The organism is Rhizobium phaseoli (assembly GCF_003985125.1).
GTDB classification, from domain to species: Bacteria; Pseudomonadota; Alphaproteobacteria; order Rhizobiales; family Rhizobiaceae; genus Rhizobium; species Rhizobium phaseoli.
On the sequence record NZ_ML133582.1, the window covers coordinates 1 to 12,644 of the forward strand.

Sequence of the window (12,644 nt, forward strand, 5' to 3'; positions counted from 1 at the left end):
CTTGCGAAGATCATTTGAAAGAGGTCGAGTCATCCGATGCTGGCCTCCACTCCAGCCAGCATCTTGAATCACAAAACAGCCAAAAACGGAATCCCTTCCGATTCAACTAAATCCAGATACGCTCTAGTCCGGGGAGGTCTGACATTATCCTGTTTCGGGCGGGGAAAATAATCTTCCAGACTATTTTACGCCTATCGAAAGTGGATCTGGTGAAGGCGGGATATCACCAGGCGCCGCATCTTATGCTTCGAAGAGAGGCGTAGAATGTATTCCTATACTATAAGTAAGTGTTAATATACTGAGTTACGCAGCGCTGCCGTGCGCATCCGGGTCGAATCGAACCGCGTTCAAGCTGCGGCGCGGACTTGCGCCTCTTCCCGGATTCTCTTCACCATCGAACGCAACCCGTTCGAGCGCTGCGACGACAGGTTCTCCACCAAGCCGATCTTCGAGAAGATTTCGAAGGCATCGAGCGCGGCGATTTCGGATGCCGGCTTGCCGGAATAGGTGGCAAGTACGATGGCGACGAGGCCGCGCACGATATGGGCATCGGAATCGCCCTCGAAGTTCATGATCGGATTGTCCGGGTCGCCCGAGGTATGCGTCACCAGCCACACCTGGCTGGCGCAGCCCATCACCTTGTTCTCGGAGGTGCGCTTTTCCTCGGCCAGATCAGGCAGCGCCTTGCCGAGTTCGATGACATAGCGGTAGCGGTCTTCCCAATCGTCCAGGAAGGTAAAGTCGTCGATGATCTGGTCGAGGGATGCCATGAAAAGCCTTTCACCATTGGCAGGGCCGGCGAAATGCACGGCAATTTTGCCTCCGGACATGCTCTAGGACTGCATATAGGTGAAAGACACACGGATTTGAACCGGTAAAGCGCGTCGCAGCCGCTCAGAATTGCCCGTGCTTCAGCTTTTTTGCTTGCGCATGCCGCCCAAGACGCCGCGTGTTAAAGAAACGCCGTGAGGGATGGGCATCCTCACGGCGCAGCAAGATGCTGAATTAAACAGGGCAGGCACGTCAGGCATGGGGCATTTCCGCGTCATGCGGACCACCGATGCAAGCTCAGGCAATTCCGGCTGCGAAGCTGTTTTCCGTCCGGAATTGCGTCAAACAGGAACGAAGAATTCGAAATGCGCTGCGGGCGGGCGCCCGCGCAATATTGTCAGATCGCCGGTTTCGGCGTCGGCAGCGGGATCGCGCCGGTTACCACCGTCTCGGCAGCCGTTTCATCATCGACCGGCGGGCGGTAGGGCATCGGCTGGTTGAGCGCAGCCTTTGCCTCGCGCACCTTTTCCTGGACGGAAGGGGCGGCGAGCGAGGGCAGGGCGGGTGCCGCCCGCTTTGCCGTTTCGGCAAGCTTTGCCGACGTTGCCGGCTCGTCGCTGAACTGGCTGTCGAGCAGTTCATAGGCAACGTGGGCGCCCTCGCGGGCCCGGTAACCGAGCGCCGTCAGGGTCTCCGCGCCCTTGGCGCAGACCTCGGGCTTTTCCGAGCACATGCCGGTCAGATAGTCATAGGCGCCGCTGGCCGCCGTAAAGGCGTCGGAAAGCTGCAATTGCGGGCCGCTGGCGAGCTTGTCGGAACCCTCCGTGCTGAAGACGGAAAGAAGCACGAGCACGAGGCCAAACCAGAAGGATCCTTTGATCAGAAACCACATTGTCGTTGCCCATCCTGTTTTCCCGTCCGGTTCTTTTCGCCGAATCAGGCCGGTTGTCCGGTGTGCTTTCACCCTATCGACAAGTTGCGAATGCCGCTTTTCGAAACTCGCGCGCATTTGCGGCAAATTTAATTCAAATTTTAGCGAAGCGGATTTGAGCTGCATTTAAGTCGAATGCGAGCGACTGCCGTTAAGCATCAGGGCGGCACCTCCTTGCAATTGCAGGGCTTTTGGCCGCTCGCCCTGCCACAGGCGTTAACGCGATGCTGAAATATGAAGGAATTCCGTTGCTTACCGGCTATTAACCACAAAAGGCAAAGGGGCTCTCGGATGCCTCAAAACGGGAATTTCTGCCCTTTCTGGCTGTGAACGGCGCTTTTGCCTTATCCTTTCCTTAAGTCGCGGGGGCCTATTGTCCGGATCGACAGACAGCCTTTTCGGGCGGGTATTGCGTGCGAGTATTGAGTGACATTGGCGGCTGGGTGACGGCGCTCGTAGACCGGGCGGCGACAAGCTGGCTCTCCCGGACGGGCGGCGGCGAAGCCGTGCGCCAGCGCGAGCTTGCGATTCTGCGCCGCCTGGTGCTGCTGTCGTCGGCTGCTCTCGTCGCCGCGCCCGTCGGCCTTTCGGCGGTTACCAGCCCGGCCGTCGCCTTGCCGGCCGGTGTCGCCATGGTCTGCGCCGCCTTCCTCTTTTCCGCCGTCGGCAGCATTGCGCTCGCCCGCCAGGGCTCGTCGGCCGGCATCGCCACCCAGTCGGCCGAGGACTTCTTCCTGAGCGTCACGCCCGGCCTCGTCTTGTTCCTCGATCCGCACGGCAGCGTCGCCACCATCGGCGGCCGCGACCGGCGCGATTTCCTCGCCTGGATGCGCGATCCGAAGGGCAGAGGCTTCCTGGAGCAGGTGCATGTCTCCGATCGCATCCTGTTCCTGCAGGCGCTCGACGGCCTGCGCCGCGGCGAGGATGCCGCAAGCGTCGATCTGCGCCTCGACCGGCCTTCGGTTTCGCGCGATCAGCGCCAGTTCGCTTATCTGAGAATGGATATGACCGCCCGGCGCGATGCCGATGGCGAACTGGCCGCCGTCATCGCCCAGCTGCGCGACGTCTCCGTCGAGCAGCAGCTGCGGGCCGAGGCGCAAAGCCGCGCGGCCGACGCCGAATCGGCAAACGATGCCAAATCGCGGTTCCTCGCCGCCGTCAGCCATGAGCTGCGCACGCCGCTCAACGCCATTCTCGGTTTTTCCGATATTCTGATCGGCGAATATTTCGGCAAGTTCGAAAACGACCGCCAGCGTGAATATGTCGGCCTCGTCCGCGAATCCGGCGCGCATCTGCTTTCCGTCGTCAACACCATGCTCGACATGAGCAAGATCGAGGCCGGCCGCTACGAGCTGATCCTTGAAGCTTTCGACATATCGGCCTCCGTCAGATCCTGCGAATCGATGCTGGCCTTGCAGGCCAAGACCAAGGGCGTCACCCTGACAAGCCGGATCCAGCGCGGCCTCGGTGAGATCGTCGCCGATCAGCGCGCCATCCAGCAGATCCTCATCAATCTCGTCGGCAATGCCGTGAAGTTCACCGAGGCCGGCGGCGTCGTCTCTATCGATGCGGCGGCCCGCGACGGCATCCTGAAGCTGACGGTCAGCGATACCGGCATCGGCATTGCCGCCGACAAGCTGGCGCTGCTCGGCCAGCCCTTCGTCCAGATCCAGAACGATTACACCCGCCGCTTCGAAGGGACCGGCCTCGGCCTTTCACTGGTCAAGGGACTTGTCGCGCTGCATGGCGGAAATTTCGCTATCGCCAGCCAGCCGGGCGAGGGTACGATCATCACCATCGAGATCGCGGTGGACGGTTCGGGCGCTAGGCGGGCAGATGATGCCGGCCAGGGCGCGACAGTCGAGTTTCCGCCGCGGCTGAAAGACGTGGTCAAGTCAGGGGTAGAATTGGAAGAGGGGCTTTTCGATGGCCGCGCGCAAGCGAAAATCGCCTAAGGGAAAAAACCGACGGCAGCAGCCGGGCCTCGTGGTGTCAGGTGCAGCCGCTCTCGGCGGCCTCGGTCTGCAGGGCGCATCTGCGCTGGGTGGTCTTGGGCTGCAGGGCGCATCGGCGCTCGGCGGCGTCATCGGTCGCAATCCCTCGGTTGCCGGCGGCACGATCGCCTTCGTCGTCATCTTCTCTTTCGTTGCGGCCAATGCGCTCTGGTATCAGCCCGGACTGCATCCGCATCCGATTTTCCGCACCCGCGACCCGCAGTCTTCGAACGTGCTCGGCGCCCGCCGCCCGGCCGAAGAGCAGCAAGGCGAGGTCACGACCTTCCGGATCGAACGGCCGGAGGATGCCGCCGCCACCACCAGCGCGACGCCGGCGCCCGCCGCACCGGCTCAGCAGCCGAGCGAGCTGGTTATGGGCATCCAGCAGCAGCTGGTGCGCCGCGGCCTCTATAACGGCATTCCTGACGGCATTATCGGCCCCCGCACCAGCGCCGCCATCCTCTTCTTCCAGGAAACCGTCGGCATGGCGCAGACCGGGGAAGCGACGCCGGAGGTGCTGGCCGCGCTGAAAACCGACGCCGCCGGTCCCTCGACCGTGCCCGCGGAAAAACCGCGTGAGGATGTGAGCTCGAAGGCGGCGGCGGAAGACCCGGTGGCCGCCGCGATCCGCAGCGCCGAAAAGACGGTCAAGACGGCGCCATCGGCAGCAAAGCAGCTTCCTTCAAGCGAACTCACCACTGTCGACCTGGTGCTGAAGATACAGAAGGGTCTGTCCAACATGGCCTATGCCAATGTCGGCGTCGACGGCGTCGCCGGCGAGCAGACCCGCGCCGCCATCCGCCATTTCCAGAAGCACTACAACCTGCCCGAAAACGGCGAGCCGAACGAGGCGGTGCTGAAGAAACTCAAGGAAATCGGCGCGATCTGAGACCTATCGCGCTACTAGGTCTCGCCCGAGACTACAACCTAAGTCTAAGATGCGGGCGCTATTTGCAACTTATTAACCATGTTGATCGAAGCTTTGCCGATTGAGGCGGGGGAACGTCGGTCATGCATGCTCTGAAGGCGATAGACGAGCTGGCCGGAGAACCGGCAGTCGAGACGGAAGGCCCGGATCGCACGGCGTTGCGTCACATCCTGCAGCGCCTTGCCGAGGAGGCCTCGACGCTCGGCATCGATCTCGTCGATATTGCCGGCGCCATTCAGGACATGGCGGCGATGTCGGGCCGCCATGCCTCCGCCTTCGATCATGTCACCCGCACTGCGCTGTCGATTGCCGAAACCAACCGCTCGGTCGCCCTGTCGCTGCGCGAGACCGACCGCACGGCAGCCGACGCCCGGCAGATGCTGAAGGAATCGGCCGACCGACTGTCCGGCTCCGTCGCCGAGATCGGCCACATGGTTCAATCCTCTGACGTCATCGGTGCCGAAATCGCCGGCTTTTCGAAATCGCTGGCCGATGTCGACAAGATTGCCGACGAGATCAGCACCATTGCCCGCCAGACCAACCTGCTGGCGTTGAATGCCGCGATCGAGGCAGCGCGCGCCGGTGACGCCGGCAAGGGCTTCGCCGTCGTCGCCGCCGAGGTTCGGGCGCTTTCGCTGCAGACCTCGAAGGCGACCGGCTCGATCCAGGACACGCTGGACGAATTGCGGGTGAAGATCGACAGGCTGTCGGCGGTCGGCGGCGATGCGCGCAACAGCGCTGCCGGCGTGCGCGACAAGTCGGAGGCGATGCGCGGCGCCTTCGAAAGCATGGAACATGTCATCACCCGCATCCTCGACAGTTCGACCGTCATGGCCAACACCACCGAGGCGGTCGACCAGCAATGTGCCGGTTTCGTCGAAAAGCTCAGCGAGATGTCCGGCGAGGTGACCGGTTCGAATGTCAGGCTGCAGCAGGCGGCAAGACGGGTCGACAGTGTCGTCGGTCTCTCAGAAACACTGGTCCAGCTGACGGCGAGCGCCGGTGTGAAGACCGCCGACAGCCGCTGGATCGAGGAGGCGCAATCGGTGGCAAGGCAGATATCGGGTGCCTTCGAACGGGCCGTCGCCGAGGGCCAGATCGGCCTCGACGCCCTCTTCGACCGGCGCTACCGGCCAATACCGGGCACTGATCCGGTTCAGATGATGGCCGCCTTCACCGAGCTTACCGACCGGCTGCTGCCGCCGATCCTGGAGCCGGTCCTTACCCTGGACGAGCGCGTCGCCTTCTGCGCGGCGATCGACGAGAACGGCTACCTGCCGACCCATAACCGGAAATTCTCGCAGCCGCAGCGGCTGGGCGACGCCGTCTGGAACACCGCCAATTGCCGCAATCGCCGCATCTTCGCCGATCGTGTCGGCCTGGCCGCCGGCCGCAGCACCGCGCCTTTCCTCGTCCAGACCTATCGGCGCGACATGGGCGGCGGCAATTTCGTGATGATGAAGGATATCTCCGCTCCGATCAGCCTGCGCGGCCGCCATTGGGGTGGATTGCGGCTGGCGGTCAAGGTTTGACGCCTCCGCCAATATCCGAGCGCGGATTGCCGATACCGGCGCGCCGGTCTATACCGCGCCGATGAGATTACGCGCCGACATCTTCGTTTCCTCCCTTCTGCGCCGGGTCTTCGCCAGCGGCGATTTCGCCGCCGTCGAGAAAAAGGGCGCCGAGGAGGCGGGGGCGATCTTCATCCGCCAGCACTTTCGCGACGGCCTGGAGACGCTTTATGCGCCGGCTCCGCAGACAGCCTTCGGCGAAGATGAGGCCGTTGATCGTCTGTTCGAGATCCGCCTCGCACGCAGCGAGCCGGAAGCGGTGCGGGCGATGCTGGAGCGTGAATGCCGCTTCGACCCCGATCTGTGGATCGTCGAGCTGGAGGCGGAGGAATTGGGCGATCTTATTCCGCTCGCGCGGGACGGCTGAAATCTAAAGTGTGTCGCGATCTTTCAGATTCGCCTGTCACACTTTAGGTCTTTGATTTTACGCATGTGTCTTTAGCGCAATACCGCTGCACACTTTTGCGAGACATGCTCTGGGGCCGCTCGTCGGCTCAGCGCGACCGCCGTCCGAGCACGCGCATGTCGCGCTGCACCGGCGCCTGGCGGACGAAGCGGGGGCTTTCCGTCTCCTCGAGCGCCGGCGTAACGGCCGCCTCCGGCTTGTAGGTGTAGCGGTCGGCGCGCCGCCAGGCCTCTACTCTTTCGTGGCATTCTTCCGCATCGAGCGCATCGAGCACCATCCAGGCGCGCGTGACATTATGCTGCTGTTCGGCCAGGTGCGGATAGAACCGCTCCAGCACGAAGACGGCGTCGAGAAAACTCATGCCGAGGCTCGTCAACGTCGTGGCGAGCTGCTGGCCCGACAGGTCGAGCATGATGCGCTCGGCAAGCCAGCGGCTGGCCGAAAGTGCATCGGCGAGGGCAGTTGCGAAATGGCTTGCCTCGCGCGAACGGGCAAAGCGCACCAGCAGCGCCTCCTGAATGTCGGTCAGCGTGCGCAGGCCGAGCCTGTCATCGTCCTTGCGGCCGAGATGGCCGGCAAGGTCGAGAATGCGCTCGCGCAACGCCTCTTCATTGGCGAGACGCTGTTCCGCCAGCGCTTCGGCCTCGCTGCTCTCCACCGGGGCGGGCGATAGCGGCACGCCCTCCGATTCTGTGATCGGTGCGGCGGGGGCCGCCGGCCGCGGCTGGCTCTGGCGCAACGCTACCAGCGCGTCGATGACCTTCGGCGACAGCGAGTTGCGGCTGACGATCGCCTTGACATGGGCTGCGCCCTGCATGCGCGCGATGGTGATCAGCGTGTCGTCGGCAATGGCCTTTGAAGCGGCAAGAAAGGGTGCTGCGATCTCGATCGGCTGATTGCCGATGAATAGCGCCACGGCTGCCGGCATGGTCTGGCACTGGGAAAGGGCGGCGACCGCCTGGCGCTTGGCCTCGTCGGAGGAGGCCTGGAACAGCGGTGTGAAAAGCTCGGCGAATTGGCGCAATTCAGATCGTGTCGGATGAGACAGGCTCTCGAAACTGCTGACAGTCGCCATTAACACCACGTCCTTTTTCCTGACGGCCAACGGGCCCTCGAGGTCTCGAAACCGGTCACGCACACGCACACCCTGAAAACGCAGAACCAAGGGAAACCGTGGTGCCGATGGCGCTGGCGGAACGCCTGTCGGATCGCACGGATATGAACAAATCCTACACCGGTACGGTTAATGGATGTTGAAGATTTTATTAAAATGCAACAGAAATATACACGTGTGGCGTGTTGCTGATTATTAGCCGGCAACAAAAATCCGTCTGCTTTCGAAGGGCTGCCGCGACGGTTTTCGATCGCTGTTGCGACCACCGCGACAGTTCGCCCTGCTGTCGTCGCGCGGGGCCCGCTGCAGCTCTGCGCGGCTGTCATCATCGCTCCGATGCAGGGCGTGCTAGTGCCGCAGACGGTGTCTTCAGGCTCTCGCTGTTGATATGCCGTCAAGCGCCGCAGCACCGTGATATCAGGGTCGCCGGACACGAAAGGGGAATCACCGGAAGGAGCTGTTGCCCGTCGCTGGCGCTCGAGCCTGAAAGATTTGCGGGTCGGCGATGGCCGCAAACCGCTCTCCGATGGAAACGGTTCGACCCGATCCTGGGCCGCGACGCAACGGATGTCGGGCTGCCGCATATTTGCAACACCTGCGCGGCTGTCGGCGCGCGGGTCGTCGCTGCATGGTCAACTGTATGAATTATCTCTAATTTTGTTCTTCGGCAGGTGTCCGGATCCACGCGCAGGCGGCATGAAACCAAATCGGCGCTTCATGCGTTGAGGAGGAAGTCACGGGAACTGTATTTGGCAACCGCTGAATATTAGTAAACTGTTAACTGTCATGTGTCTCAATTCGGACAGGAACGACGCGATTTGAGTATCTGGATCGTAGAAACTCCGCATCACGGTATTTCAATCAGGTGCCGTGGGAAAGGCGCGAATGCCCTCGGTTCGGTCATGCCGGCACCGCAGGACGCGCCGGCCCGCACATTGGCGGGCAGGGTGAAATCCATCGCAAGTTCATCCGTCTCGGGCAGTGCATGGAGACGAGAATGGCAATAGTAGTCGCATTGGCGGATCGGCGACCGCGGGCGCCGCGTCCTCAGGACAAGGAACCCCGCGAAGCCAAGATCCTCTGGTTCACCGGAGTCCGCTACGAGCGGCTGGCCGAGAACCCCAGACATGGCCCGGCGCCCGCGCCGCGCGCCAGCAAGAAGTAATGGCCGCGCAACCTTAAGTCATGTCGCGCAAAAGTGCGCAGCGGTTTTGCGGCAACGACATGCGCAAAAACAAAGAGCTAAAGCGCGAAGAGCCAATCTGAAAATGGCAATGCGCTTTAGCGGGCGCTGAACTGCTCGCAGCCGGCTTCCGTCAGGAAGTTTCGCGCCGCCTCATCGAAACTCGCCTGCGGCGCCAGCGTCCGCAGCACCGCGTAACCGTCCGGCCGCGCCATTTCCACCAGGATCGCCTGTTCCAGTTCCCGTGGCAGGTTCTTGCGCAGGTCGGTCAGCTGGATCGGACCGCCGGCCAGCACATCGAGCGCGCCGCCGACTGAAGTCCGGTCATTCATGCTGAAGACCTCGTTGGAGGCGCTGTCGTAGATGGCGATCGACCAGAAGGGCACATTGCCTTTGGCGGTGAAATGCACCGGCCCATCCTCGACGTCGAAAGAGCAGACAGCGGTGCGCACGAAGGGATCGCCATTGGCAAGCCCGGCCTCGTCATACCTATCGTTCAGCAGGTAAAAATTGTTGAGATCGCCTTCCGCCGCGACGCGGGTCGCCGCGTCCCGGCCGGTGAAATGCGGCAGCGAAAGGATGATGACGAGATGCAGAAGCGCTGCGCCGAAAAGGCCGGTCAGAATGGCGAAAACGATCCTAAGCATTGCCGCATCCGGTCTTGGTGAGCTTTGGCATGGCGAGGTCGATCACGCCGGAACTGCCGGCCGTCGGCGTATCGAACAAGGTCAGCACCAGCCGGAAGCTGCCGGCCTGCGGCAGGGCCAGCCAGTTGCCCGGCTGCGCGGCGGCGGAGATTTCGATCGAGAAGCTGCTGTCGGGCTGGCGCAGCACCGTCCAGGAATTCAGCGCCGCGGGAAGCCCGGTCTTCACCGCCGCCGGATTGCCGCCATTGTCGGCGGTAAAGAGCGTCCACAGCCGGGCGGGTGGCGTCTGCCCGCTGATGCGGTAGCGGCAGCCGGCATTCAGCCGCGCCCCTTCGTCGTCGACGCTCGCCGTGAAGGTCAGCCCCTCGGCGCTGCCATAAAGCAGCTTGCCGGCGCGCGCCCGGTGCGATTTGGCGTAGGGATCGGCATCGACCGTCTGCAACGCCGGAAAAGCCTCCCAGGCGCCAAGCTTGATCGCTCCGAAACCCTGCGTCGCATCCAGCGCATACCGCGAAATCATGATCCCGCCGCCAAAGGCGACGATCAGCGTGATCAGGATGAAAAGGGGGAATCGAAACACGTTACGACCTTGGAAACCGGGATGAAAGGGTTACCACTGATTCTGGCAGGGTGGAATGCCATGCGGCGACATGGAGGTCGATCGATCCGGTTAGCGTCACTACCTGCCCGTCACCCTAGCCCCTGCCGGGGTCGAGACCCGTGGGTCGACCCCGGTGGTGGCGGCAGGCGGATCAGGGGCCGGTCACGCAGCGTCTACTCCGCGCTCGCTACCTTCTGCGGCGTGAGCGGGGCGGCGTCCTTCAGCCTTTTGCCGAGGTCTTTCAGGATAGTCGTCGATTCTACCGAGAGCATGCGTGGCCGGATGAGCTGCGGCAATCCGTCCTGCGGTTTGGTGGCGGCGGTTTTGGCGACATCCTTCTCCGAGGGCGGCGGATTTTCGACGCCGGGGATGGCGCGCAGCGTCACACCCTGGTGGGCGTAGTCCATGGCGCGCTTGAAGGTCATTGCCGGCAGCGAGCCGCCGGTCATGTTGTTGGTCGAGGTGTAGTCGTCGTTGCCGAACCAGACGGCGCAGGTGTAGTTGCCGGTGAAGCCGACGAACCAGGCGTCGCGGTAGGCCTGGGTGGTGCCGGTCTTGCCGGCGGTCAAAACGCCGTTGTCGAGAGCCGCCTTGCGCGCCGTGCCGACATAGGGAACGCGCGACAGCATCTGATTCATATAGGCGTCGGCTTGTTCCGACAGCACGCGTTTGGCGGCCGGCTCGTCACGGTCGAAATCATAGAGCACATCGCCCTCGTAATCGAGGATCTGGCTGATGCCGTGGCGGCGCGACTGGTAGCCGCCGGCCGGGAAGGTAGCATAGGCCGTCGCCTGGTCGAGCACCGTCACTTCCGATGTGCCGATCGGAATGGTGACGTCGTCGCGGATCGGCGTTTCGACGCCGAGGTTCTTCGCCATTGCCCGGATCGGCTGGATGCCGAGCTTCTCCTTGGCGAGCCGCACCGGCACGGTGTTGATCGACTGGGCGATGGCGGTTTCGAGCGTGATGCGGCCCACATAACGGTTGGCGTAATTGTGCGGGCTCCAGTTGCCCCAGGAGATCGGCGCGTCGACGATCGTCGTCTGCGGCGTCATCCCGCTCTCCATCGCCAGGGCATAGGTATAGACCTTGAAGGAGGAGCCCGGCTGACGCAGCGCCTTGGTGGCGCGGTTGAACTGGCTTTCGCCGTAATCGCGGCCGCCGACCATGGCGCGCACGGCTCCGCCATTCTCGATCATCACCATGGCGCCCTGCTTGGCGTGGTAGGCCTCGCCATATTCGCGCAGCGACGTCTCGACCGAATCCTCGGCCGCCTTCTGGATGCCCATGTCGATCGTCGTGCGCACGATCAGCGAATGCTGGTGGAAGCGCGGCGAAAGCCGCTGCACCTCGTCGAAAGCCCAGTCGAGGAAGAAATCGGGCGATTCCACCTCGTTGCGGTCGACGACGGTGGCCGGATTGCGCCGGGCGGCGATTACCTGGCCTTCGGTCATCAGCCCGCTCTGCACCAGATTGGTCAGCACCTCGTTGGCGCGGGCACGGGCGGCCGGCAGGTTGACATGCGGCGCATATTTGGCCGGCGCCTTGAACAGGCCGGCCAGCATGGCGGATTCGGCGAGGTTCACATCGGTGATGTTTTTGCCGAAATAGAATTGCGCCGCCGCAGCAGCACCAAAGGTGCCGCCGCCCATATAGGCGCGGTCGAGATAGGTGGAGAGGATTTGCTTTTTGGAGAGGTTGGCCTCGAGCCAGAGCGCCAGGAAGGCTTCCGTGACCTTGCGGTCGATCGAGCGCTCGTTGGAGAGGAACAGGTTCTTGGCGAGCTGCTGGGTCAGCGTCGAGCCGCCCTGCACGACTTCGCCAGCCTGGGCGTTGGTGACCATGGCGCGGAAGAGACCGATGGCGTCGATGCCGAAATGGTCGAAGAAGCGCCGGTCTTCGGTGGCGAGCACCGATTTGATCAGCGAATCCGGCAGCTCGTCGATCGGCACGGAATTCTGATGGATGACGCCGCGATGGCCAATGACGTTGCCGTAGCGGTCGGTGAAGGTGACGGCGAAATCGCCGCGGTTGCGCCAGTCCTCCTTGGTCGCTTCGAAGGCCGGCTGGGCAAGCACCAGCATCAGCACCGCGCCGACCGTGCCGAGCGTCAAGCCTTCGCCGGCCAGTTCGAAGACGATGCGCTTCCAGCCGCGCACGCGGAAACGGCGGAAGAAGATGGTGGTGTCTTCCCAGATCTCGGCGGCGCGAAAGCCGGCGTTCCAGACGGTCGAATCGATCCACGAATCGATGCGCAGCAGAATGTGACGGCTCTTCGCCGGCCGCCTGCCCGTGTCGGCCGCCTGTTTTTCTGCCCCTATTTCAGGCCCTTTTTCAGGGTTGTCCGGATCCTGCACGTCCTGTATTCCCGCCTGATCGCGCTTGCTTCATGTCCGGCCGCCGGAAAGCGGCGAAAGCGCGAGGCCCGATGGCCCCCAAAAGCTCTCCGATACCAGGAGAAAATTCTCCGGCACCAGGAGAAAGTTCTCCGGTACCAG

11 protein-coding genes are annotated in these 12,644 nt (G+C 63.0%); 5 read left to right on the plus strand and 6 right to left on the minus strand.

Annotation, left to right across the window (positions count from 1 at the left end):
* Nucleotides 1–347: 347 nt before the first annotated feature.
* Both EFD56_RS23830 and EFD56_RS23835 read right to left on the minus strand, forming a co-directional pair.
* Nucleotides 348–770 (minus strand): SufE family protein, encoded by a 423-nt coding sequence (locus tag EFD56_RS23830; protein WP_029531563.1) that lies wholly within the window; start codon nt 768–770, stop codon nt 348–350.
* 398 nt (nt 771–1,168) lie between these two features.
* Nucleotides 1,169–1,663 (minus strand): DUF5330 domain-containing protein, encoded by a 495-nt coding sequence (locus EFD56_RS23835; RefSeq protein ID WP_126906460.1) that lies wholly within the window; start codon nt 1,661–1,663, stop codon nt 1,169–1,171.
* Nucleotides 1,664–2,115: 452 nt separating this feature from the next.
* Between EFD56_RS23835 and EFD56_RS23840 the strand changes: the two genes are divergently transcribed.
* The 4 genes from EFD56_RS23840 to EFD56_RS23855 all read left to right on the plus strand — a co-directional run bounded on the left by EFD56_RS23840 (nt 2,116) and on the right by EFD56_RS23855 (nt 6,562).
* Nucleotides 2,116–3,657, plus strand: coding sequence for a sensor histidine kinase (locus tag EFD56_RS23840; protein WP_126906461.1), 1,542 nt, complete (start codon nt 2,116–2,118; stop codon nt 3,655–3,657).
* Nucleotides 3,629–4,585 (plus strand): peptidoglycan-binding domain-containing protein, encoded by a 957-nt coding sequence (locus EFD56_RS23845; RefSeq protein WP_004670270.1) that lies wholly within the window; start codon nt 3,629–3,631, stop codon nt 4,583–4,585. The genes EFD56_RS23840 and EFD56_RS23845 overlap by 29 nt, the downstream gene beginning before the upstream one ends.
* Nucleotides 4,586–4,707: 122 nt before the next feature.
* Nucleotides 4,708–6,156, plus strand: a complete 1,449-nt coding sequence (locus EFD56_RS23850) for a methyl-accepting chemotaxis protein (protein WP_126906462.1) — start codon at nt 4,708–4,710, stop codon at nt 6,154–6,156.
* A gap of 61 nt (nt 6,157–6,217) precedes the next feature.
* On the plus strand, nt 6,218–6,562 hold the full coding sequence (locus EFD56_RS23855; protein ID WP_029531562.1) for a DUF1491 family protein: 345 nt from the start codon (nt 6,218–6,220) through the stop codon (nt 6,560–6,562).
* A gap of 127 nt (nt 6,563–6,689) precedes the next feature.
* Here EFD56_RS23855 and EFD56_RS23860 read toward each other — a convergent pair whose 3' ends face one another.
* Entirely contained in the window at nt 6,690–7,739 is a 1,050-nt protein-coding gene (locus EFD56_RS23860) for a DUF2336 domain-containing protein (RefSeq protein ID WP_029531561.1), read from the minus strand.
* A gap of 973 nt (nt 7,740–8,712) precedes the next feature.
* Between EFD56_RS23860 and EFD56_RS32745 the strand changes: the two genes are divergently transcribed.
* The gene (locus tag EFD56_RS32745) at nt 8,713–8,880 is read left to right on the plus strand and encodes a hypothetical protein (RefSeq protein ID WP_164736862.1); all 168 of its coding nucleotides are present in this window, start codon (nt 8,713–8,715) and stop codon (nt 8,878–8,880) included.
* Between the two features lie 116 nt (nt 8,881–8,996).
* Here EFD56_RS32745 and EFD56_RS23865 read toward each other — a convergent pair whose 3' ends face one another.
* The 3 genes from EFD56_RS23865 to EFD56_RS23875 all read right to left on the minus strand — a co-directional run bounded on the left by EFD56_RS23865 (nt 8,997) and on the right by EFD56_RS23875 (nt 12,503).
* Entirely contained in the window at nt 8,997–9,545 is a 549-nt protein-coding gene (locus EFD56_RS23865; RefSeq protein ID WP_126906463.1) for a DUF1254 domain-containing protein, read from the minus strand.
* Nucleotides 9,538–10,125: a DUF1214 domain-containing protein gene (locus tag EFD56_RS23870; RefSeq protein ID WP_126906464.1), complete on the minus strand. Its 588-nt coding sequence runs from the start codon at nt 10,123–10,125 to the stop codon at nt 9,538–9,540. Before EFD56_RS23870 ends, EFD56_RS23865 begins: the two co-directional genes overlap by 8 nt.
* A 194-nt stretch (nt 10,126–10,319) precedes the next feature.
* Nucleotides 10,320–12,503, minus strand: coding sequence for a transglycosylase domain-containing protein (locus EFD56_RS23875; RefSeq protein WP_097603343.1), 2,184 nt, complete (start codon nt 12,501–12,503; stop codon nt 10,320–10,322).
* Nucleotides 12,504–12,644: the final 141 nt, after the last annotated feature.

Excerpts from the sequence above, each read along its gene's own strand:
- EFD56_RS23830 (WP_029531563.1), bottom strand. The coding sequence starts at position 770 with ATGGCATCCCTCGACCAGATCATCGACGACTTTACCTTCCTGGACGAT.
- EFD56_RS23865 (WP_126906463.1), bottom strand. The coding sequence starts at position 9,545 with ATGCTTAGGATCGTTTTCGCCATTCTGACCGGCCTTTTCGGCGCAGCG.
- EFD56_RS23855 (WP_029531562.1), top strand. The coding sequence starts at position 6,218 with ATGAGATTACGCGCCGACATCTTCGTTTCCTCCCTTCTGCGCCGGGTC.
- EFD56_RS32745 (WP_164736862.1), top strand. The coding sequence starts at position 8,713 with ATGGCAATAGTAGTCGCATTGGCGGATCGGCGACCGCGGGCGCCGCGT.
- EFD56_RS23835 (WP_126906460.1), bottom strand. The coding sequence starts at position 1,663 with ATGTGGTTTCTGATCAAAGGATCCTTCTGGTTTGGCCTCGTGCTCGTG.
- EFD56_RS23845 (WP_004670270.1), top strand. The coding sequence starts at position 3,629 with ATGGCCGCGCGCAAGCGAAAATCGCCTAAGGGAAAAAACCGACGGCAG.
- EFD56_RS23850 (WP_126906462.1), top strand. The coding sequence starts at position 4,708 with ATGCATGCTCTGAAGGCGATAGACGAGCTGGCCGGAGAACCGGCAGTC.